Here is a 20,871-nt window from a genome sequence, read left to right as displayed (position 1 = left end):
GATAAAGTTAATTATCGTGAATTTATAGACACTAAAGGATAATAAAAGCTACAAAAATTATTTGGTTTTTTTATAAAATTGTGGCTTTTTGGTATTTTTAACTTAGCTTTAAATTCAAACCACTCGTATTTTTTCTTTGCTATAGCTTTTTGTGATGTGGGCGATTATTGCGCTATGTTCGTAGCCTGCTTCTTTTAGCTTTTTTAGTGCGATGTTAGCGTCTTTTTGTGATACTGCAATTAGTAGTCCACCTGAGGTTTGTGCGTCATAAAGTAGCATGTCGGCCTCGCCACTTACAAACTCGCTTACAAATTCTCGGTTTTTATAGCTGCCCTCAGGGATTAGCCCCATGGCGCTAAACTCCTGTGCGCTTAAAAGCAGTGGAATATCTTTTAAGCTTAATTCTACGCTAATCTCATCTCGCGTCATTTCGTAAAGATGCCCCAACAGTCCAAAGCCTGTAACATCCGTGCAAGCGTTTACGTTTATCTCACTAAGCGCAGCTAGGGCGTAGTAGTTTAGCTGGCTCATTAGCCTACTTGCCTCTTTTATCTGTACGTTTTTGGCGAGTCCTGCCTTTATCGCAGTGGCTAGCACGCCAAATCCAAGCGGCTTTGTAAGGATTAATACATCATCGATTTTAGCGGTATTATTTGCCCAAAATTTGCCATTTTTGGCTATCCCTGTTACGCTTAAGCCATAAAACATCTCAGGTGAGCTTGTGCTGTGTCCGCCTACTAGCGCAGCCCCGCACTCGCGTATTTTGCTAGCCCCTCCAGCCATTATTTCATTTGCTATTTCGCTATCAAAATGGCACTCATCAAAGCCTAGGATATTCAGCGCTGTTATGGCGTTTGCCCCCATGGCAAAGCAATCACTTAGCGCATTTGCTGCGGCTATTTGTCCGTAGATGTAAGGATCATCCACAACTGGCGTGATGTAATCAAGCGTCTGGACTATGGCTAGTTTGTCATCTATGGCAAATACGCTAGCGTCCTCGCTATTTTTGGTGCCAGTTAGGATTTTAGGGTGGCTCATATCTAGCCCTGCTACGGCTTTGTAAAGACCCGACGGGTCTATTTTTGCAGCTCAGCCAGAGGTGCGTACGTGCTTAAGTAGCCCCATGTTGCGATAATTCATAGCTTTATCTCATCAAATTCGACTAAAAGTTGCGCTATTTCGTAGGCGTTACCTATCTCTCCGACTAGGACTTTATCAGTTAATTTATAGCTTGTAAGGCACGCACCACAGCTTATTATGCGCACACCTTTTTGCTCTAGTTCTTTTAGTGAGGCTAGGGCTGGGTGAGAGCGTGTCGTGCTTACAAAAACGCCATTATTTACGCAAGCGACCGCCTCTATATGCTCGCTTAGTAAAGCAAACGAGCTAAGCAGCTTTGCAAGCAAGCTAAGTCCGACCTCTCCGTTTCCTGCTCTATCATCGTTTAGGTAGATGACTTTTTTCCTTGCGCTATGGGTTAGCTTTGATTGAGGTTTTGGCTCTAGGCTGACTTCTTCGTGTGGTGCTAGGGTTAGGTCTATGCTATCACTATTTAGCCTATTTTGGGTGGATATGTTTGATTTTTCTGATGGCTTAGCCGATAGTGGAGCGGTGTGCCCTGTACCATCAGTTTTTTGCACTTTTATGATACAAATCTCGCTATTTTCATCTACTTTATCTACGCTTGCTTCATAGCCAGAATAGTTTATAAACTTAAGCACATTTTCTAGCACTATTTTGGAGTTTATCTCAATCTCTAGCCACTCGCCAACAGCCATGCCCTCAAGAGCTTTTTTAGTATGTATTACTGGTTGGGGACACTCAAGCCCTTTACAATCAATCCTCATATTTTGCCTTTAGAATTTTTACTCTTTAAACCTTAAAGCTTTTGGCTTTGCCAGGTGGGTTTATTATAAATTTATACCACTATTTTAGCAAAGCGTTTTTACAATTATAGCTTAAAAACTATAAAACGGATAGAATTTTTTTATTTATCGCAGCTCGTGGGGTATAGCCTAGAGTCTTGCCTGCTTGCTCTCCATTTTTATTAAATATGAAGGTTACTGGTACTCCATTTACTCCGCCTACAGCCGTGTCAAAATATTGCACTGAAACTGGGTCTGATATGGTTATAAAGCTTACGTTATGCTCTTTTAAAAGCTTCATATCCTTATCAAAGCCCTGCGTACCGCCTAAAATGCCTATAAATTTAACCCTACCTGCATACTCATGGCTTAGCGCTTCTATATCTGGGATTTGGGCTTTGCAAGCTCCGCAGTCTGTGTCATAAAAAAACAGCACAAAAGGCTCATCACTTGCTAGCTTTAGCTGTTTTTGCTTTGGATCAAAGCGCGTATCTATGCCTTTTTCGTCATTTAAGGCGATATGATGCCTGCTAAGCGGGTCTACACAGCCAGCTAGCATGGCGCCAAAAAGCATAAAAAATATAAAAAGTTGAGATTTTTTTAGTGTGGTTTTAAATTTAATCATTTTTCTACTCTTTTTGGATTTGTTATCTCTTTTATCGTTTCAAGTTTACCGTGGCGCAGGTAGACTATCTTATCTCCGTACTCGCCTAAGTCTGGGTTGTGTGTTACTAAAAGTATGGTTTTACCCTCGGCTTTTAGCTTGCAAAATAGCTCTAGTATAATGCGCTCATTTGCCTCGTCTAGGTTGCCTGTTGGCTCGTCTGCGATTAGGATTTCTGGGTCGTTTATGAGTGCTCTTGCTATACAAAGGCGCTGCTGCTCACCTCCGCTTAGCTGGCTAGGGCGATGATCTAGCCTGTGAGAAAGTCCAACTAACTCTAGGGCTTTTTTAGCACTCTCCTCATCTACGCAGCTATGATAGTGTTGGGCTATCATGACGTTTTCTAGGGCATTTAGATATGGCACTGTGTGAAACTGCTGAAAAATTAGCCCTATCTTTTCTCGGCGAAACTTGAGTGTATCCTCATCGCTAAGCGCGCTTGCGTCATCTCCGCCTAGGATATATCTGCCGCTTGTGGGAAAATCCATAAGCGAAAGGATGTTTACTAGCGTTGATTTGCCTGAGCCAGAAGGCCCCATCACAGATACCCACTCGCCTTTTTTTACATTAAAGCTTATCTCATCAAGTGCGATAACTGAGCCAAATTGTTTTTTTATGCTCATAAGTTCTATTGCGTTCATTATTCACCTCTTAAAATATCTGCCATATTTAATTTAAGTGCGCGCCTTAGCGGATAAATCGCCGCTAAAGTAGCAAAGCCAAGTGCTAGTATCGTAGCTATCGGCACGGACATAAATCTAAAATCAATATGGGCGTTAAATATAGCCTCTCCTAAAATTTGCGCCAGCCCATATCCTAGCAAAGAACCAATAATCGCAAAGCTAAAAGCTAGCATAAAAATCTCTGCGCTAAATAAATTTAATATATTTTTCTTACTTGCTCCAAGCGCGCGAAGCAGGGCTATTTCTTTACTTCTAGCTAGCAGTATGGCGCTTAGCGTGGTATTAACGCAAAGTGAGGTAATAAGCAGTATCACAAACGATACTAGCGCCATTAAGAGTTTGATTTTGGCTAGGACATAGCCTTCTTGTTTGCTTATTTTGGCTATTATTTTGGCTGATATTTCTTTATTGCTTAGCTTTTGAGATATTGCCTTTACCTCGTCAAAATCCCCAAGTATCACGGCGTCTGCATAATTTATCATATCTGGCTTTTTGGCTAGCTTTTGAGCTAAGTTTAAGGAGGTGATAAGTAGCGCATCTTCCTTATCTCCACTTGCTACTATGCCTTTTATGCGCACCTTTATCACGTCGCTACTTCCAAGGGCTCTGAGCTCTATCTCATCGCCTGCTTTAAAGCCTGATTGTTTGGCTAAATCCGTGCCTATTAGGACGTTTTTATCATCAAAGTCAAAGTTTATATAATCTCCCTCTTTTATCTCTAAAAACGGTTTTGTTCTTTTTAGTGAGCTAAATTTAACTCCCATGATTATAGCTTCAGTTGTGCCTATACTAGCTTGAGTAAATAAATACCCACTATATCCTAGCACCGTTTTAATAACTTTTTTCATATCTTTATCAAGCCCACTCTCGCTCATAAACTCTCCACCATTTGCTGGAGTGATGACTAAATTTGCTCCATAGCTTTTTAGCTCGCGACTTACCTTTGCATCAATGTCAAGATAGACGTTTATAAACGCCGCACATACGCTAGCGCCTAGCATTATAGATATGGCTATGACGGCTACTCTAGCGCTTCCGTTTTTTAGGCTTTTTAGGATTAAATTTATAAAAAATAGTCTATTTTCTGTCATAAAGCACCTCTGCTGGTAGGAGTTTTACAAGACTTCTCATAGGCATAAGTGAGCCAAAAAAGCTAATTAATAGCGCAAAAAATAAGCTAAGAGGTAGCACAATAATCGCCACTCCTATACTATGTCCAAATATCGCTATAGCTAAAAGCTCGCTTAGCCCATACCCTAGTATTGCGCCTACTATGCCAGCCACAAATGCTACTGTCATGGACTCACTAGCAAATAGTGCGTAGATTGATAGATTGCTAGCTCCTAGGGCTTTAAGTAGCCCTATCTCTTTTTTGCGGCGATGAATTTCGCTTGTCATTAGAGATGTTATGCCTATGGCTGAGACTACTAGGGCGATTATGCTTACTATGCCCATTAGACTTTGAATTTTCTTTACTATACCACTTTCTGCGTCACTTACTTGCAGACTTGCCTTTGCGCTTGCTCCTTTTAACTCCTCTTCTATTTGAAATGCGATGGAGCCGACATATGCCGAGCAGTACCACTGGTCATACTCTGCGCTATCTAGCTCGTCAAGATTTCTGCGTGCTTTTAGAGAGAGGTCGTTTTCCGGTATGGTTTTAGCCGATACTTCGGCTTTAAAATACTCTCCATCATGATTAAACATCTTTTGGGCTAAATGAAGCGGAATAAGAGCCTTTTTGCTCATATCTCCAGCTCCACTTACTATGCCTACGACTTTTAGGGTGTGCTGGTTTAGGCTTAAAGTGTCGCCTAAATTTAAACCAAGTCTGCTAGCTAGCTCATCGCCTAGCACGACCTCATTATCTTTATTATCATTTGCGTAGCGTCCGTTTATATGCCAGTATCCGTAGAGATTTTTTACCCCAGTTGTAAAATCAGGTTCATCTTTTAAATTTATATTTTTATCAAAATATGTACCCACTACTGCGATTTGCTCGCCTTTGTCATCTCGTGCAAGCCCATCTAAAAATGGCGCAAACGCAACTATATTATTTCGCCAAAATATCTCTTTTATCTTATAAAGTTCGCTCTCAGGTAGGAAATTTTGGGATTTTAGCGGAGTAAAACTTCGTCCGTCTATTTCTATGCTTAGGCTCTCTCCACGTGGCAGTACGATGATATTTGAGCCGTAGCTTCTAAGTTCTGAGGCTATCTCGTCGCCTATTTTTAGCGTGATATTGAGCATGCAGGCTATAAGCATGCTAGCTAGCGCAATAGTGGCAAATGCCATTATTTTTTGCACGCTAGAACCAGCTATGGAGCGAGTAATCATTCTAGCATTCATCATTTTACGGCTCCTATAAATTTATCTGGATCTGCCTCAAAACGCTCTAGGTTTTCTTTGGATTTGAAAAAGTATGTGCGGTTGTTGTACCTGTAGCTAAATTTGCTTTTATTGCTGATTTTTTCGCCACCTACTATATCAAGTACCTCTTTTTCTACTATGGTGCTAAACTGATTTGCTCCAGTAAGTAGCGCATCAAGGCTTATGGTGATTGTCTTGCCGTCGTATGTATGCTCTAATGGCAGAGGATTGCAGCCGCCTTCTTTGCCAACTGAAGGTAAAAATATACGCACGTTGCAAGAGACGCAGATTAGCTCGCTGCCATTTTTTACATAGCCCACATCTCCGCATATGGAGCAAGCGTCAAAGACTGCTACGGCTGAGGGTTTGTCCTCGTAGCGGTTAATGAGGAAAAATCTAATCACACGCCCCTCATCAGTGATATAGGCATATCTGTGGAGGTCATTGTCTTTTAGCACCTCTGTGTCTATGATAAATTTATCATTCTTAGGCTCAAGATAGACAGGCTCGCTTAGAGTCGGTGGGCGAGAAGCTACTAAATCATAATAGAGTGAAAAGGCTAAAATGGCACTAACTCCAAGCAAAGCATACGTGCTAGCAGATAGTACTAGGCGTCTTAAGGCTAGATTAAATCTATAAGGTATTAGACCGTCTTTTTTCTTAAGGGCTTTTGGACGGTAAGATATCGCCATAATACAAAGTACGGCTAAAATGGCGCTAAAAATATATGGTGCAAAGATCGATATATACATTCCCTTTGCCACTAGGCTAAGAAGCTCAGGCTTTGTGTTTATAGCTCCACTTCTCATAAGCTCTAAAATAAATCCACTAAGCTTAAATACAAGCATAGTTAAAAGTGTTAAAAGAGATAGCGTTTTAATGGCTTTTGGTGGGATTTTTTGCGCTAGCAAATTAGCAGCAAAAAATAGAGTTATCAGGATAATAACTGCAAATAAAAGCAAAAATGCGCTAATTATAGACTGTGTATCTAAAAGCTCTGCACCAAAAAGAGGAAACAGTGCGCTAATAGCTCCATAACTTGCTCCATAGCTAATGCCTAAAAAGCCAAATATGAGCCATTTAAATTTAAACTCAAAAAATACTACACTAAAGCTAAGTAGTAAAAACACTACTCCAAGCCCATCAAAAAATAGTCTAGCTGGAGCATCAAGTAGATAGTATCTTGCGAATTTAAATATGACTAAGCCGATGATTGCGCCAAGTACGGCTGGTGCAAAGGTATGTAGAAAAATCTGCCTTTTGGCTGTTAGGGCGCCAAATAGAGTAATAGCAAAAAATGCTAGGATAATGTGAACGAAATATATAGACATAATTTACCTAAAAAAGGCGGAGCAAGTCCGCCGTTTGGGATTATTTAACTGGTGCGCCAGTCCAAGCAAACTGATAAGTTGTAGTAAATGGCTCATACCATTTGCCCACGCCTGTCTCTTTATCAGCATGGCGACCAAAGCCGTTTGCTTCTGGGCTTTGGATGTTAAATTTAAGCTCATAATTACCCACGCCTGTGTCCATTTTTACGTTTGCACCGTAGTGAGGACCATCATCAGCTACCATAGGCATTAGAGTTCCTGTTTTTACCTTACCGTTGTCTAGGTTTTTAAGCTCGTAGCCTATCTTTAGGTACGGTATCCACTCACCTTCGCCAAAGCCGTTTTTGTTGCCTTTAATAGCGTGAATGTCAGCTTCTAGGTGAATGTCTGATTTACTAGGGGCTAGATCTATGCCTTTTGGCTCCATGTCAACTGGCTGAAGATAAACCGCAGCTATTTCCATGCCATTAATCTCAACTGGCTCGCCTATGGGATGCTCTCCAGCAAATGCTACACTACTAGCTAGCGCAAGCGCTAACGCAGAACTAATGAATTTATTCATACTTTCTCCTTATAAGATTTGGTTTTTATATATATCACGCCAAAGATGAGCGCTATTATCATTAAAGCTTGTGGCACCAAGCTCTCATAATATGGCACAAGTCCTAGCCAGTCGCTAGCCCAGCTAGGAAAGCTTAGCCCTTTTATTATAGTAGGGACAAATACTTTACCCTCAACTAGCTCCATAACGCCCTTGCCGACAAATACCACAGACATGTAAAATATAATGGCTGAGGTTACTATGAAAAACTCTTTTATAGGTATTTTTACAGCAAAAATTTTAAATATCCAGTAAACTATTAAAAGTGCTGCGATACCCACGACAAGCCCCGCTAGTACCATGCCTATTTCACTGCTTGTGTGTGCTTCAAATATCAAAGCCTGATAGAATAATACAGTCTCGGCACCCTCTCTAAATACGGCTAAAAACACCGTAAACCAAAGTGCTAGTATGGAATTTTGCGCTAAGGCTTCGTTTGTGTGCTCTTTTATATAGGCAGTCCATTTTTTGGCATTTGAGTTTGATAGTAGCCAAAATCCCACGTAAAATAGTAGACCAACGGCTATAAGCATGGTAATGCCCTCAAGTAATTCCCGCTTTTGTCCAGCATTTTCAAAGATTAAGTTCATCACCCAAGCCACACCAAAGCTAAGCACCACAGCTACAGCCACCGAGCTATATACTACTGTGCGGATTTTGGTTGCATTTCCTGTTTTTAGCAAATATGCGACAATGGCCGCAACTATGATAAGCGCCTCAAAACCTTCTCGCAGTATGATAGTAAGAGCTGAGATGAATAAAAATAGTCCACCTCCGCTTGATTTTTTATCAAGCGTCTCAAGCGCTTTTGCTAGCTTTGTGTCTAGCTCGCCCATAGCGGATTTTACCTCATTTTCACTTGCGCCAGATTTCATAAGCGCTACTATATGACTAAAGCTACTTTCTATGCTTGTTTTTAAATTTATATCGATTGCGCCTACGCTATTTTCCATGCCGCTAGCTTCAAATTCATCAAAATAAATATCCTGCGCATCACCCATAGCGCCTTCTTTATTTTTATCTGTGTATGCTTTTAATACGGCTAGCATTTTATCTTTTATGTTGCTTACTACTGTTTTATAATCAGCCCCATTTTGCTCGCTATTTTCGCTTGCTAGGTAGCTATCAGGAAGGGTTACTTCAGCTATGCTAGCAGTTTGCTCGCCAAGGGATAGTACTGCGCTTTTAGTGAGTGATAAAATTTCATCTATCTTAGCATCAATCTCCTCTTTTGGGGGTTGCTCGTTTACTAGGGTGATTGCCTTACCCATTTTATTTTGTATTTGAGCATCTATATTTTGACCGTCGTTTACATACTGACGTATTGCACGCTCAAGCTTTGTGTTGCGGTAATTTACAAATTTAGCCTCCTCGATAGCACGCTTTGCGTTTTCACTATCGCCTAAGGCGTATGATTGTTTTGCTGTATTTAGGCTATTTGTAATCTTATCCATCACGTAGCGCCACTGTGGGATTTTTATTGTATCAGCTTCTGTGCTAGCTACCGAATTTATCACGTTTGCTGAGTTTTCATAGCTTTGAGAGGCGTGTTCTTTTAGGCTTTTTTGGCTACCGTCTTGATACTCGCCTACTAGCTTATGACCGCTTTGTATTATAGGTAGGACTTCATCAAGCTCGCGACTTAGATTATCGACCCTATCTTGTATCTGCTCCACGCTCTCGCCGTTTTTTATCGCTTTTCTTATATCGCCAAATTGCTTCTCCATAGAGTAGGCTTTTTTAGACGATATATTTATACGTATAGCGCCCTCTACATCCTCAAAAAGTCCAAAATACGCATTTTGTACCTCAGACCTAGCTTTGTCTGCTTCTCCTGCTTTATACTCTGCTACGACCGTATTTAGCGCATTTTTTATATCCGATATAGTCTGCTCCATGTCTTCGCTTTTAGCAAAAAGCATAAAAGGCAGTAAAAATAATATTAAAAGTTTTTTCATTCATTCCTCGAAAAATTTAAAAGTTTGTGAAAGTATATTATCTGTAACCTTAAAAAAATAAAAACTATTATCAACTAAATAACTAATTGAATTTAAAAAGCTAAAATTTATTATTTTTTACAGATATTTGTATGAATGGAAATAAAATTTATTGGCTCTTTAAACAATAAAAACTAGCCCTACACACGCATATGAGTAGTCGTCATATGCTCTTTAACATCTAGTTTCGCTTATGGCATGCAAGCCTAGCAGTAGACTTGCCAAATCCAACAATTTGTAGACACCCCATAGACTTTTACGCCAATCTTTGCAAAGTGCTAAAATAGTACCAACATTACAGAGCAATGGAGGTAATATTAAAAGCCAATGGCAAGAATTAGTGGTATTAGGCTTGCAAAATGGCTTAAATTTTTATAATTAAAACGACGTTATTATTTAAAAGAGTTCAAAATTATTATCTCTAAGCCACTTTTGCAGGCTATGGTTTAACGTTAATTTCTTAGCTCGTATGCGCTAAAATCAAACTTACGGCAATATTTTGCTTCTCCATTTTCCTTTAAAAGTATCAAATCTGGCAGCATTATGCCGTTAAATGTCGTATTTTTTACTATGGTGTAGTGGATTTGATCCTCAAAAATCACTCTATCTCCAACCGCTAATGGTGTATCAAATTTATACACTGGCTCGCCAGCTTCTAGCCCTACCACATCTCCAGCTAAGCAGGTATTGCCGCCAAATCGATATGCATATGCTCCATTTTTGCTCTCCCCACGCACAGCTGGGCGATATGGCATTAGCAAAGTATCAGGCATGTGAGCCTCGGCTGAAATGTCTAAAATCGCCGTTTTTTCACCATTTTCGACTATGTCAAGCACGCTTGAGACGAGATAGCCTGTTTGCCAGCCCACGGCCTCGCCTGGCTCTAAATAGACCTGCACGCCGTATTTTTGGCTAAAATCGCTTACAAGCCTAATTAGCAAATCCACGTTATACCCAGCGCGAGTGATGTGGTGTCCGCCGCCAAAATTTATCCATTTCATGCGACTAAAATACTCTCCAAATTTATCCGTAAAGCCATTTAGTACATATTCAAGGCTCTCTGCGCTCTCCTCGCAAAGCGCATGAAAATGAAGCCCGCTAAGCCCCTCTAAATCGCTAGGCTTTAAATTCTCAGCCGTCGTGCCAAGCCTAGAAAACGGCGCACAAGGATTGTAAGTATCCACTGGTGAGCGCGAAGTTTGTGGGTTTAGTCTAAGTCCACAGAAAAGTCCGTGCTTATCTGCGACGCTTTTAAATTTATGCCACTGGGCTGGGCTATTAAAGACTACGTGGTTGCTAATCTGCGCTATGCGAGTAAAATCGCTATCCTTAAACGCAGGGCTATAAGTATGCACCTCACCTTTTACATATTTTTTGGCTAGTTCCGCCTCCCAAAGTCCGCTACAAGCTGCACCATCAAGATACTCGCTAACTATATCCATGGCGCCAGTAAAAGCAAAGCCCTTAAGTGCTACAAGAACCTTTGCGCCGCTTTTTTCTTTAACTTTGGCTAGGGTTTTTAGGTTTTTACGTAGGAGTCTTTCTTCGCATACGTAGGCTGGGGTGGGAATTTCGTGTTCTTTCATTATTTACTCCTTAATGTTTGCAATTGTATCAAATTTAATTTAATCTGCTACAATTGTGGGCTAATTTTCAGGAGAGATAATGGTAACAGTTGAGTTTTTAGGGCCCATAGCACGAGAAAGCATTAGCGTGGAGGCTGCGAATTTACGTGAGCTGCGTGATATTTTAGCAAAAGATAGCGAGATTAAAGAGTGGCTAAAAAGCTGTGCTGTGGCTGTTAATGATGAGCTAGTAAGCGATATTGACACTGAGCTAAAAAATGGCGATAGGGTGAGCCTTTTGCCGCCTGTGTGTGGGGGTTAGGGTGCAAATTTATAGTGGGTCTTTAAACGTAGATGAAATTTTAAGCAGCTGGTATGCTAAAAGCTGCGATGGTAAAAGCGGCGCGCTTGTTAGTTTTGTTGGCATAGTTCGCGATGAGGGTGGCATTAGTGGGCTTAGCTTTGAAATTTATAAGCCGCTTTTAAAGGCGTGGTTTAAAGGTTGGCAAGAGCGTGCTAGAACAAGGGGAGCTGAGGTGTTTTTTGCCCATTCAACAGGCGATGTACTAATAGGGCAAAGCTCGTATGTAGCCGCGGTAAAAAGCCCAAAAAGACGAGTTGCGCTTGAGATGATTGATGAGTTTGTGGAGGATTTTAAAGCCTCTGCGCCGATATGGAAATATGACATAATAAACGGCGAGAAAATTTATGCTGCTACACGCTCAAGCGCGCTAAGATCGGCTGGACTTTTGGCAAAGGATGATGCGTGATAGGCTATAAAGAGGCTAGGGCGCGTATAGATGGGATTAAAACTATCTTTAATCGCTGCGAGCGAGTGGCGCTTACGCAAGCTCTTGGGCGGTATATTTTTGAGGATATTATAGCGCCTTTTAACTACCCACAGAGCGATACTGCGGCGATGGATGGGTATGCTTTTAAATTTGATGAGAGCTTAAGCGAGCTTAGGCTGGTTGGCGAGCTGGCTGCTGGGGGTAGTGAGAACTTTAGTCTTGGTTTTGGCGAGTGCGTAAAGACATTTACTGGCGCTATTATGAGTGATGGCAGTGATACCTTAATCCCAGTGGAAAATGTGAGCATAAACGGCGATAAAGTAGTGATAAATAGCCCAGTGCGCAAGGGTTTTGCTGTGCGAAATGTGGGGGAGAGTTATCATAAGGGCGATGTGCTAATAAAAGCTGGCGAGCGCATCACGTATGCGCATATCGCAGTTCTTGCTGAGCTTGGCATATCTAATGTAGGCGTCAAGCTCCGCCCAAAAGTAGCTGTGCTAGCTACTGGGAGCGAGATAAAAGATCTAGGAGAAAGCCTTGAGTATAGGGGACAAATTCATAGCTCAAACCACGTAGCAATAGCTGCTATGCTTAATCAAATGGGCTGTGAGAGCGTGCTTTTGCCTATTGTAAATGACGACCCAGTAAAGCTAAAAAAAGCCCTAGATATGGCGCTTGCCTCGGCTGATGTTGTTATTAGTACAGGTGGGGTTAGTGTGGGGGATTATGATTTTATGCGCGAGTTTGCTAGGGAGTTTGAGCCTATTATAGATAAAGTCGCTATAAAACCAGGTAGACATATAAAAATATCAAAAATAAGCCACAATGCCAAAAGCGATAGTATAGACTTTGATGCTGGCGATAGGCTGCTTTTTGCTCTGCCTGGGTTTACTTACTCTGCGCTTGTTACATTTGTACTTTTTGCGCGCCCATTACTACTTAGAATTTTAAGCCATAATAGCGAGAATGCGACATATGCGGTGCTTGAGGATGAGTGCAAAAAAAGGGGAGATTTGACTGAATTTATCCCTTGTAGCATTAGATGCGATGAAAAAGGCACGCTTTTTGCTTCTACAAAGGACAAAAAAATCGGCTCATCTGCAGTGAGCGTAAATTTATTAAATGAAGCTTGGCTTTGCGTATTAGAGCGCGATATTAAAGTAGGCGAAAGCGTGCAGATAATAAAAATGATTTAAAATATTATAAATTTAAAACAATAAAATCAGGTGCAGAAGCTTATAATAAGCAATTTTAGGGTATATTTGCATTTAATATTTTCTTATGAGGACTTTTGATGAGAGTAATACTAAGCCTGCTCATCTTTGCTATCTCGGCTTTTTGCGCAGACCCAGTCATAGGTATGTGGAAAAGCGTGAATGAAAGTAGGAAAGAAACTGGATTTTGGACTATATATGAAAGGGATTTTAGGCTTTATGGAGAGCTTATTTTGATGATAGGTGCTGATGAGTCAAGCGTGTGTAAAAACTGCGATGATTATTATGAAAATTTCCCATACGATACAAGGGGCAAGCAAATCCCGCTAATAGGCACTCCATTTATATACGGGCTAAAGCTAGTACATCAGGGCAGCTGGAGTGATGGCTATTTAATAGACCCAGACACAGGCAAAGTCTATGAGTGCAATATCGATTATATCCCACCATCAAATGGTGCGCCAAGCCAGCTAAAAGTGCGGGGAGAAAGCACTGGAGGACTATTTTCAAAACTGCGTGGGAAAAATCAATTCTGGCAGAGTGTATCAGTCGATGATTTGGCAAAAGCACGAGATGAAAATGCCAAAATCTTAAATGAGCGCAGTCAAAAAGAGCAAGAGCTAATGAAGCAGGCAAAAAATATAGAAAAAGTCCCTCAGCCTAGACCGATGTCGCGCAAAGCATCGGCTAGGGATTCGATATTTTAACGCACATTTTTACCCATTTTTGGCTTAATTTAAAACAAATTTGATAAAATTATCCTAAATAGCTTTGGAGTTAAATTATAATCCGCCATTAGCAAAATCAGAACTTTAAATTCAATCAAAGGACGCACGTGAAAAATATAAGTGTCGCGCACTCTCCTGACGCAGATGATATTTTTATGTATATGGCTATTAAATTTGGCTGGGTAAGTAGCGATACTTTAAGTTTTTCTAACACTGCGCTTGATATTCAGACGCTAAATGATGAGGCGATTTGTGGGATTTATGACGTGAGCGCTATATCGTTTGGGCTTTATCCGCTGATTAAAGATGACTATGCGCTTTTGCGGTGTGCGGCTAGCTTTGGTGAGGGATATGGACCAAAGCTCATTAAAAAAAATGGCGCTAAGTTACGTAGAAATTTCACGGTCGCGCTAAGTGGCGCACATACTACAAATGCGATGCTTTTTCGCATGGCATATCCAGAGGCTAGGGTAAAATATTATAATTTTTTAGACATTCAAAGAGCTGTTCTTAGCGGCGAAGTCGACGCTGGAGTGCTGATACATGAGGATATTTTAAGCGTCGATAGCAGCCTGTGCGTGGAGCGTGAGATATGGGACGTGTGGTGTGAATTAGCGGGCAATGAGATGCCACTACCACTTGGAGGGATGGTTCTTAGGCGCAGTATGGTGCTAACTGATGCGATTGAAGCGGAGAGGGTTTTAACCGAAGCTGTGCGAGTGGCGACTTCTCATAAGCCTTTTTTATCGCATATGCTTCTTGAGCGAAATCTTGTACGCGTCGATAAAGAAAAACTTAAAACATACCTAAGTATGTATGCAAATGAGCGGTCTATTTTAATGGATGATGTTGCTATAAATTCTTTAAATACGCTATTTAAGATAGGCTATGATAGAGGATTTTATTCAAAGCCGTGCCTAGCTCAGGAGAATTTTATCCCAACTGAATATCTTGATTTTAGGCATGCTTGATGCAAAGTCTGCTTGTTTCTTTAGGTATTGAGACTTTTAAGACTGCGCTTTATTTAAGCTTGCCTATGCTTTTGTGTGGGCTTATAGCGGGGCTTTTAATATCCATTTTCCAAGCTACGACGCAGATAAACGAAACCACCCTAAGCTTTGTGCCAAAGATAATACTTGTCGTTGCGGTTATAATATTTTTGATGCCATGGATGGTTTCGCTTATGGTTGAGTTTACCACAAAGATGATAAATTTTATCCCAGAGTTTGTAAGATGACATGCAGGATAGATTTTGCTAAATACACCTCCGTGCGAATAGGCGGCGTAATCGAGGCTAGGGTGCTTGATGAGGTTTGCGCTTTGGCTGAAAATGAGCGCATCATAGGGGCTGGGTGTAATCTCTTAGTCTCGCCAAATCCACCAGCTGTGGCTGTATTATCGAAAAAATTTGATTATATCAAAAAGCATGAGGACATGCTAGAAGTAGGCGCTGCCACATCAGCAGCCACGCTTTTTAGCTATTTGAGATCAAATGATTTAGGCGGACTTGAGTTTATCCGCTCTATTCCAGGGCAAATAGGCGGACTTGTGTTTATGAATGCAGGGCTTATGGGGCTATCTATGAGCGATACTTTAGTGCAGGTTTTAACCCCAAGGGGCTGGATGGATAAAGGCGAGTTTAGCTTTAGCTACCGCCATAGCGGTATTACTGAGCCAGTTTTTGCTGCTAGATTTTTATTGCAGGATAAATTTAATCAGACCTTATCCACTGAGCTGTCAAATAAGCGTAAAAACCAGCCAAGAGGGGCTAGTTTTGGGAGCTGCTTTAAAAACCCAAAAGGCGATTTTGCTGGTAGGCTTATAGAAGCTGTGGGACTAAAAGGGCAGACTGTAGGTGGAGCTAAATTTAGTGAAACGCATGCAAATTTTTTGATAAATTTTAATAATGCAAGCTTTTTTGATGCGATAAATTTAATATCTCTAGCTAAAAAAAGAGTTTTAGAAAACTTCGGTATAGAGCTTGAAACTGAAGTTTGTGTGTTACAATAAGTAACATTATCGGCTATATAAATATTTATTATCACATAGTAAAAATTCATTAAAATTTCCTAAATATCGGCAAAAAGCCACTTCTTATTTAAAGTATAAAATATAATATTTTTGATATTTCTTTAAGTATTAAATTTAAAATCAAAAGTTTAAAAATAATTGTAAATTCTTGTGCTAAAGTTTCGATATTTCGTCTAGATAGCTAGACAAAAAGGAGAGAGATGAAGCAAGATAGGAGAAGCTTTTTAAAAAAAGCTTTAAAAGGTGCGGCCGTAGTGGGCGTGGCTGCTGGCACTAATGCCAGTGCTAGCATAGCTCCAGCACACCAAGCTGACGGCAATGGCGTGGTTTTGGGACACTCTAATAAAAAAGAGATCCTTTATCACAAGAGCAAGGTTTGGGAAAAATACTACAAAATAGCGTATTAGGAGAGAGTATGAGCGAAGCAAAAGTAGGCAGACGCTCGTTTTTAAAGCTTGCGGCAATAGGTGCAAGCGGTGCGACACTTTTTGGGTCTACACAAAACGAGGTGCTTGATAAAAAAGACGAGAGCTATACGGCGAGCGATCCGTATCCAGGCTCAAAAATGGTACGAACTATATGCAGCATCTGTTCAGCAGGTTGTGGCATAGAAGCGGAAGTCAAAGACGGCGTTTGGGTACGCCAAGATATGGCTATACACCACCCTATAAGCCAAGGCAGCCACTGCTGTAAGGGTATAGATCAGATCGATCTAACCAAATCAAAGCAACGCATAAAATATCCAATGAAAAAAGAGGGCGGCAAGTGGAAGCGCATAAGCTGGCAGCAGGCTATTGATGAAATCGGTGATAAAATGCTAGCAGTACGCGAGGAGCACGGCCCAGATAGCGTGGAGTTTTTAGGCTCGGCTAAATTTAACAACGAACAGAGCTACTATTTTCGTAAATTTGCAGCCTTTTGGGGCACGAATAACATAGATCACGTAGCAAGAATTTGACATAGCGCAACAGTCGCCGGTGTGGCGAATACTTGGGGTTATGGCGCTATGACAAATCACTTTGGTGATTTAACAGCAAACTCAAAAGCTATCCTATTAATAGGCGCAAACTCAGCCGTAGCAAATCCTATCGGCTTTAAGCATATGTTGCAGGCAAAGGATAGAAACAACTGCAAACTAATCGTAGTTGATCCAGTCTTTACAAAAACGGCAGCGCACGCAGATCACTACGTACGCATACGCCCTGGTACTGACATAGCATTTGTTTATGGTATGCTTCATATTATCTTTAAAAATGGCTGGGAGGATAGGGAATTTATCCGCACTCGTACATACGGCATGGACGAAATTATAGCCGAGGCTAAAAAGTGGACTCCAGAAGAAACTTCAAATGTTACTGGTGTACCAGTTGATCAGCTTATAGAAATCACTACTATATTTGCAAACACTAAGCCAGCTACGGTGGCATGGGCTTTGGGTGTTACTCAGCATTCAGTTGGTAGCTCAAATACGAGAATTTTATCTATCCTTCAGCTAGTCCTTGGAAATATGGGCAAGCCAGGCGGTGGTACTAACATAATCCGCGGACACGACAACGTTCAGGGTGCCACTGATATGGGTAACCTAGCCGATACACTGCCGTTTTATTACGGATTAGGTGATGCGGCGTGGCAGCATTTTTGTACTGGTTGGGGCGTTAACTTTGATGAGTTTGTAAAGCGTTTTGCAGTCTCAGTAAAAGAGCCAAAGCAAGGCGGAGAGAGTGTAAAAGGGACAAATTTCAAAGAGTATTTTTACCACGATCCTAAAAATCCAGAGGATAGAAACTGGCGCAATGAAAAGGGCTATTCGCTTTCAAAATGGTGGCAGGGCGTACTTAAGGAGGAAAATACCTTCTCAAGTGGCGAGCTACGTGTGCTTTGGGTACAAGGTACTGGCATTACCTCGATGACCCAGGTGGCTAAAATTCAAGAAGCCCTAGGCAAGCTTGAGATGCTTGTTATCGCAGAGCCTTTTGTAAATGAGGTAGCGATACTCAATGATAGAAGCGATGGAATTTATATCCTGCCTGTAGCTACGCAGTTTGAAAACGAGGGCATAGTAACAGCGACAAACCGTGCTGCACAGTGGCGTAGTAAAGTTGTTGAGCCACTTTATGAGAGCAAGGGCGATCATGAGGTTATGTTTGAATTTGCTAAGAAATTTGGCTTTTATGAGGAGTATACGCGCGGTATGAAGCTATCACGCGTAGATGGCGAGCTAAAGCAGGTAAAAGATAGCTTTGTCTGGCCTGATGACGCGACTAGCGAAATGGCTAGGATAGCTCAGACTATCGGACTTGGCGGCTGGAGCGCAGAGCGATTGCGTCGGCATCAAGCCAACTGGCAGAACTTCGACCCAGACACACAAATGGGTATCGCAGGCGATGTTAAGGGCGAATATTACTCACTTCCGTGGCCTTGCTGGGACGAGAAGCACCCAGGCACTGCTATACTTTATGATACGAGCAAGCCATTTGCCGAGGGTGGAAGCGGCTTTAGAAATCGCTTTGGCTTAGAGCATGACGGCGTAAGTCAGCTAGCCGATGAGAGTGTAACCATCAAAGGCTCAAAGATAAAAGGTGGCTATCCGCAAATCACAAAAGATAACATTGAAGCAGTATTAGGTATTACTCTAACAGACGATGAAAGGGCAAAAATAGGCTCTAGCTGGACTATGGATTATAGCGGTATTATCGTGCAAAAATGCCGAGAAGCTGGCGTAGTGCCTTATGGAAATGCAAAGGCAAGGACGATAGTTTGGGAATTTATCGATCAAATTCCAAAGCACCGTGAGCCTATACACAGCCCTCGTCAGGATTTGGTGGAAAAATACCCTACATTTGACGATCAATCTAGAAACTTCCGTGTGGCTACTAAATTTATCAGTGAGCAAACAGCAAAAGACTGGAGCAAGGACTTCCCTACAATCGTAAGCTCAATGCGCCTAGTAAATTTAAGCGGTGCTGGCATGATTGAAAGGACGAGCAAATATCTAAGCAGCATTACGCCAGAGATGTTTGCAAATGTAAACCCAGAACTAGCCCTAAAATACGGCATCGAGGATGGCGATATGATGTGGATTCACAGCCCACAAGGCACAAAAATCAAGGTAAAATGCTACCACAGCCACAGCGTAACGCCAGATAGAATTTGCCTTCCGTATAACTTCGCTGGTGTGCTACAGGGCGTGGATTTAAGCGCGCGCTACCCAGAGGGCACTAAGCCTTATGTGATAGGCGAAAGCTCAAACACCATAACAAACTATGGCTTTGACCCAGTTACTCAAATTTCGGAGTTTAACGCAGGGCTTTGCCGCATAGAAAAGGCCGATGATATGGGCTTTAAGACAGAGTTTTTTAAAGAGTATGGGGAGAGTGTATAATGGCTAGAATGAAATTTTTCGTAGATACAAATCGCTGCACGAGCTGTTTTGCTTGTCAGGTAGCCTGCTCGAGCGCCCATGAGCTTCCAGTCGGCACTCATCGCCGTAAAGTCATCACTTTAAATGACGGTATAGTCGGCAAAGAGGTAAGCACAACGCTCGCCTGTCAGCACTGTACCGACGCTCCTTGCGAGCAAGTCTGTCCTGTAAAGTGCTTTTATATCCGAGCGGACGGCATTGTGCTTCATGATAAGGCTAAGTGTATAGGCTGCGGATACTGCTTGTACGCTTGTCCTTTTGGCGCGCCACAATTCCCACGAGATGGGGCTTTTGGTATTAAGGGCGAGATGGATAAATGCACTATGTGCGCTGGTGGTCCAGAGCCTACAAATAGTCCACAGGAGCGCGAACTATACGGACAAAATCGCATAGCAGAGGGCAAAGTGCCTATGTGCGCTGCGGTTTGTTCTAGCAATGCCTTGCTTGTCGGTGACGCAGATGAGGTAAGCAATGTCTACCGCAAGCGCGTGCTAGGACGCAATGCCGCTATTAGAAAGGGCGATGTAGGGCTATAATGCCTGCTTATTTTAGTGGGCGTTTTGCCCACTTTGCCCTTTTCTAGCAAACTCAAGCGCTATATTATAGTAGCCTTTGACTATGCTAGCAAGGGCGGATAAAAGCATAAGGAAAAATGAATGAAATTTTTAGTATTGCTAGCAGCTACCCTGATGTCTGCTTTTGGCATAGAACAGCCTGCTGGTACTAATCAGTATGATAGTGCGATTTGGGCAGCTCAAAGAGTGGAAAATATTACCACTTGGGGGCAAAACCCAGGACTTGGAGAGCTTTTTACCAAACTACAAGGCGAGAGAATTTTTAGCTACGGCGTGCTTAGTATAGCCATGCTTGTAGTGGGTGCTTTTGTACTTCATTACCTGCTTGTAGGGCCGAAGCATTTTAGCCATGATGGAAAGAAAATATTCGCATTTAGCCTAATCGTGCGTGTGGCGCATGCTTTGGCTGCGATTTCTTGGATAGTGCTAGTGCCAACTGGAGTGATGATGCTTTGGGGAGATGTGCTAGGCGGAGGTGCGTTTATAAGGGGGGCTAAGAATATGCACGGACTTGCGACAATAATATTTGCCGTCGCTGTTTTGCCTCTGCTTTTTTCTTGGTTTTACAGGATGCTTCCACGAATTTATGATATAAAGTGGCTTATCATAGTCGGCGGCTATTTAAGCAAGAAAAAAGCCACAGTCCCAGCTGGTAAATTTAACGCAGGACAGAAAATGTGGTACTGGATAGCCATACCAGGAGGGCTTGTGATGATAGCCACGGGTGCTGCCATGTACTTTTTAGATTTTGGCGTGGTTAGTGCTGGTCTTGATATGAGTCAGATAAATTTATTAAGGCTAAGCGCTATAGTGCATAGTAGCCTTGGTGTGGTTTGTGCTATATTTTTCTTAGTGCATATTTATATGTCAGCCATTGCTATTAAAGGCGCGATACACTCGATGATAAGCGGCTATAAAGAGGAGGAGGAGGTTTATTACCTGCACCATTACTGGTATGAGGAGCTTTTAAAAGAGGGCAAGATAGAGCCATACTCTCCTACTGAGAATAAGGGGCATTAAATTTAAAGGGCAAGC

21 protein-coding genes and 1 pseudogene are annotated in these 20,871 nt (G+C 41.8%); 12 read left to right on the top strand and 10 right to left on the bottom strand.

Annotation, left to right across the window (positions count from 1 at the left end):
* Nucleotides 1–114: 114 nt before the first annotated feature.
* From selD to nspC, 10 genes are all read right to left on the bottom strand, one after another.
* Complete coding sequence (gene selD, locus LBC_RS07580) at nucleotides 115–1,080, bottom strand: selenide, water dikinase SelD (RefSeq protein ID WP_409240997.1); 966 nt, start codon at nucleotides 1,078–1,080, stop codon at nucleotides 115–117.
* A gap of 56 nt (nucleotides 1,081–1,136) precedes the next feature.
* The gene (gene yedF / locus LBC_RS07575) at nucleotides 1,137–1,847 is read right to left on the bottom strand and encodes a sulfurtransferase-like selenium metabolism protein YedF (RefSeq protein ID WP_221253834.1); all 711 of its coding nucleotides are present in this window, start codon (nucleotides 1,845–1,847) and stop codon (nucleotides 1,137–1,139) included.
* A gap of 118 nt (nucleotides 1,848–1,965) precedes the next feature.
* Nucleotides 1,966–2,490 (bottom strand): TlpA disulfide reductase family protein, encoded by a 525-nt coding sequence (locus tag LBC_RS07570; RefSeq protein ID WP_260173374.1) that lies wholly within the window; start codon nucleotides 2,488–2,490, stop codon nucleotides 1,966–1,968.
* Entirely contained in the window at nucleotides 2,487–3,170 is a 684-nt protein-coding gene (locus tag LBC_RS07565) for an ABC transporter ATP-binding protein (RefSeq protein ID WP_409240981.1), read from the bottom strand. The genes LBC_RS07570 and LBC_RS07565 overlap by 4 nt, the downstream gene beginning before the upstream one ends.
* Nucleotides 3,170–4,303 (bottom strand): ABC transporter permease, encoded by a 1,134-nt coding sequence (locus LBC_RS07560; RefSeq protein WP_221253833.1) that lies wholly within the window; start codon nucleotides 4,301–4,303, stop codon nucleotides 3,170–3,172. The genes LBC_RS07565 and LBC_RS07560 overlap by 1 nt, the downstream gene beginning before the upstream one ends.
* Nucleotides 4,290–5,561 carry an FtsX-like permease family protein gene (locus LBC_RS07555; protein ID WP_221254995.1) on the bottom strand — a complete coding sequence of 424 codons (1,272 nt, stop codon included), beginning with the start codon at nucleotides 5,559–5,561 and terminating at the stop codon, nucleotides 4,290–4,292. Before LBC_RS07555 ends, LBC_RS07560 begins: the two co-directional genes overlap by 14 nt.
* Nucleotides 5,561–6,913, bottom strand: coding sequence for a Fe-S-containing protein (locus LBC_RS07550; protein ID WP_221253832.1), 1,353 nt, complete (start codon nucleotides 6,911–6,913; stop codon nucleotides 5,561–5,563). Before LBC_RS07550 ends, LBC_RS07555 begins: the two co-directional genes overlap by 1 nt.
* Nucleotides 6,914–6,953: 40 nt before the next feature.
* Entirely contained in the window at nucleotides 6,954–7,475 is a 522-nt protein-coding gene (locus LBC_RS07545; RefSeq protein ID WP_221253831.1) for an iron transporter, read from the bottom strand.
* Nucleotides 7,472–9,472 carry an FTR1 family protein gene (locus tag LBC_RS07540; RefSeq protein WP_221253830.1) on the bottom strand — a complete coding sequence of 667 codons (2,001 nt, stop codon included), beginning with the start codon at nucleotides 9,470–9,472 and terminating at the stop codon, nucleotides 7,472–7,474. Before LBC_RS07540 ends, LBC_RS07545 begins: the two co-directional genes overlap by 4 nt.
* 491 nt (nucleotides 9,473–9,963) lie before the next feature.
* Entirely contained in the window at nucleotides 9,964–11,097 is a 1,134-nt protein-coding gene (gene nspC / locus LBC_RS07535; protein WP_221253829.1) for a carboxynorspermidine decarboxylase, read from the bottom strand.
* A 79-nt stretch (nucleotides 11,098–11,176) separates the two neighbouring features.
* Here nspC and LBC_RS07530 point away from each other — a divergent pair, with 79 nt between their 5' ends.
* The 12 genes and pseudogenes from LBC_RS07530 (at nucleotide 11,177) to LBC_RS07480 (ending at nucleotide 20,856) form a co-directional block, all read left to right on the top strand.
* The gene (locus tag LBC_RS07530) at nucleotides 11,177–11,398 is read left to right on the top strand and encodes a MoaD/ThiS family protein (protein WP_221253828.1); all 222 of its coding nucleotides are present in this window, start codon (nucleotides 11,177–11,179) and stop codon (nucleotides 11,396–11,398) included.
* 1 nt (nucleotide 11,399) lies between these two features.
* Nucleotides 11,400–11,846 (top strand): molybdenum cofactor biosynthesis protein MoaE, encoded by a 447-nt coding sequence (locus tag LBC_RS07525; RefSeq protein WP_221253827.1) that lies wholly within the window; start codon nucleotides 11,400–11,402, stop codon nucleotides 11,844–11,846.
* Nucleotides 11,843–13,063 carry a molybdopterin molybdotransferase MoeA gene (locus LBC_RS07520; RefSeq protein WP_221253826.1) on the top strand — a complete coding sequence of 407 codons (1,221 nt, stop codon included), beginning with the start codon at nucleotides 11,843–11,845 and terminating at the stop codon, nucleotides 13,061–13,063. Before LBC_RS07525 ends, LBC_RS07520 begins: the two co-directional genes overlap by 4 nt.
* A gap of 98 nt (nucleotides 13,064–13,161) precedes the next feature.
* A complete protein-coding gene (locus tag LBC_RS07515; RefSeq protein ID WP_221253825.1) occupies nucleotides 13,162–13,788 on the top strand; it encodes a DUF2147 domain-containing protein in 627 nt (208 codons plus the stop codon).
* Between the two features lie 128 nt (nucleotides 13,789–13,916).
* Nucleotides 13,917–14,780, top strand: a complete 864-nt coding sequence (locus tag LBC_RS07510; protein WP_221253824.1) for a menaquinone biosynthesis family protein — start codon at nucleotides 13,917–13,919, stop codon at nucleotides 14,778–14,780.
* Entirely contained in the window at nucleotides 14,777–15,046 is a 270-nt protein-coding gene (fliQ, locus tag LBC_RS07505) for a flagellar biosynthesis protein FliQ (RefSeq protein WP_260173367.1), read from the top strand. The genes LBC_RS07510 and fliQ overlap by 4 nt, the downstream gene beginning before the upstream one ends.
* The gene (locus LBC_RS07500) at nucleotides 15,043–15,819 is read left to right on the top strand and encodes a UDP-N-acetylmuramate dehydrogenase (protein ID WP_221253822.1); all 777 of its coding nucleotides are present in this window, start codon (nucleotides 15,043–15,045) and stop codon (nucleotides 15,817–15,819) included. Before fliQ ends, LBC_RS07500 begins: the two co-directional genes overlap by 4 nt.
* Before the next feature lie 221 nt (nucleotides 15,820–16,040).
* Entirely contained in the window at nucleotides 16,041–16,247 is a 207-nt protein-coding gene (locus tag LBC_RS07495; RefSeq protein ID WP_221253821.1) for a Tat pathway signal protein, read from the top strand.
* Nucleotides 16,248–16,255: 8 nt separating this feature from the next.
* A pseudogene (locus tag LBC_RS09225) lies at nucleotides 16,256–16,477 on the top strand (twin-arginine translocation signal domain-containing protein); the annotation flags it as partial.
* Between the two features lie 12 nt (nucleotides 16,478–16,489).
* Entirely contained in the window at nucleotides 16,490–19,222 is a 2,733-nt protein-coding gene (locus LBC_RS07490) for a formate dehydrogenase subunit alpha (protein ID WP_409240996.1), read from the top strand.
* Nucleotides 19,222–19,797, top strand: coding sequence for a formate dehydrogenase FDH3 subunit beta (gene fdh3B, locus LBC_RS07485; RefSeq protein ID WP_221253819.1), 576 nt, complete (start codon nucleotides 19,222–19,224; stop codon nucleotides 19,795–19,797). Before LBC_RS07490 ends, fdh3B begins: the two co-directional genes overlap by 1 nt.
* A 120-nt stretch (nucleotides 19,798–19,917) precedes the next feature.
* Nucleotides 19,918–20,856 (top strand): formate dehydrogenase subunit gamma, encoded by a 939-nt coding sequence (locus tag LBC_RS07480; RefSeq protein WP_221253818.1) that lies wholly within the window; start codon nucleotides 19,918–19,920, stop codon nucleotides 20,854–20,856.
* Nucleotides 20,857–20,871 lie beyond the last annotated feature (15 nt).

Origin of the sequence: Campylobacter sp. 19-13652, from assembly GCF_019702925.1 — a bacterium.
In the GTDB taxonomy this organism is placed as follows: domain Bacteria; phylum Campylobacterota; class Campylobacteria; order Campylobacterales; family Campylobacteraceae; genus Campylobacter_A.
Note: the sequence above shows the minus strand (reverse complement) of the source record. Positions and strands in the feature narration are given on the sequence as shown.

Excerpts from the sequence above, each read along its gene's own strand:
- yedF (WP_221253834.1), bottom strand. The coding sequence starts at position 1,847 with ATGAGGATTGATTGTAAAGGGCTTGAGTGTCCCCAACCAGTAATACAT.
- LBC_RS07570 (WP_260173374.1), bottom strand. The coding sequence starts at position 2,490 with ATGATTAAATTTAAAACCACACTAAAAAAATCTCAACTTTTTATATTT.
- LBC_RS07565 (WP_409240981.1), bottom strand. The coding sequence starts at position 3,170 with ATGAACGCAATAGAACTTATGAGCATAAAAAAACAATTTGGCTCAGTT.
- LBC_RS07560 (WP_221253833.1), bottom strand. The coding sequence starts at position 4,303 with ATGACAGAAAATAGACTATTTTTTATAAATTTAATCCTAAAAAGCCTA.
- LBC_RS07555 (WP_221254995.1), bottom strand. The coding sequence starts at position 5,561 with ATGAATGCTAGAATGATTACTCGCTCCATAGCTGGTTCTAGCGTGCAA.
- LBC_RS07550 (WP_221253832.1), bottom strand. The coding sequence starts at position 6,913 with ATGTCTATATATTTCGTTCACATTATCCTAGCATTTTTTGCTATTACT.
- LBC_RS07545 (WP_221253831.1), bottom strand. The coding sequence starts at position 7,475 with ATGAATAAATTCATTAGTTCTGCGTTAGCGCTTGCGCTAGCTAGTAGT.
- LBC_RS07540 (WP_221253830.1), bottom strand. The coding sequence starts at position 9,472 with ATGAAAAAACTTTTAATATTATTTTTACTGCCTTTTATGCTTTTTGCT.
- nspC (WP_221253829.1), bottom strand. The coding sequence starts at position 11,097 with ATGAAAGAACACGAAATTCCCACCCCAGCCTACGTATGCGAAGAAAGA.
- LBC_RS07530 (WP_221253828.1), top strand. The coding sequence starts at position 11,177 with ATGGTAACAGTTGAGTTTTTAGGGCCCATAGCACGAGAAAGCATTAGC.
- LBC_RS07515 (WP_221253825.1), top strand. The coding sequence starts at position 13,162 with ATGAGAGTAATACTAAGCCTGCTCATCTTTGCTATCTCGGCTTTTTGC.
- LBC_RS07500 (WP_221253822.1), top strand. The coding sequence starts at position 15,043 with ATGACATGCAGGATAGATTTTGCTAAATACACCTCCGTGCGAATAGGC.
- LBC_RS07495 (WP_221253821.1), top strand. The coding sequence starts at position 16,041 with ATGAAGCAAGATAGGAGAAGCTTTTTAAAAAAAGCTTTAAAAGGTGCG.
- fdh3B (WP_221253819.1), top strand. The coding sequence starts at position 19,222 with ATGGCTAGAATGAAATTTTTCGTAGATACAAATCGCTGCACGAGCTGT.
- LBC_RS07480 (WP_221253818.1), top strand. The coding sequence starts at position 19,918 with ATGAAATTTTTAGTATTGCTAGCAGCTACCCTGATGTCTGCTTTTGGC.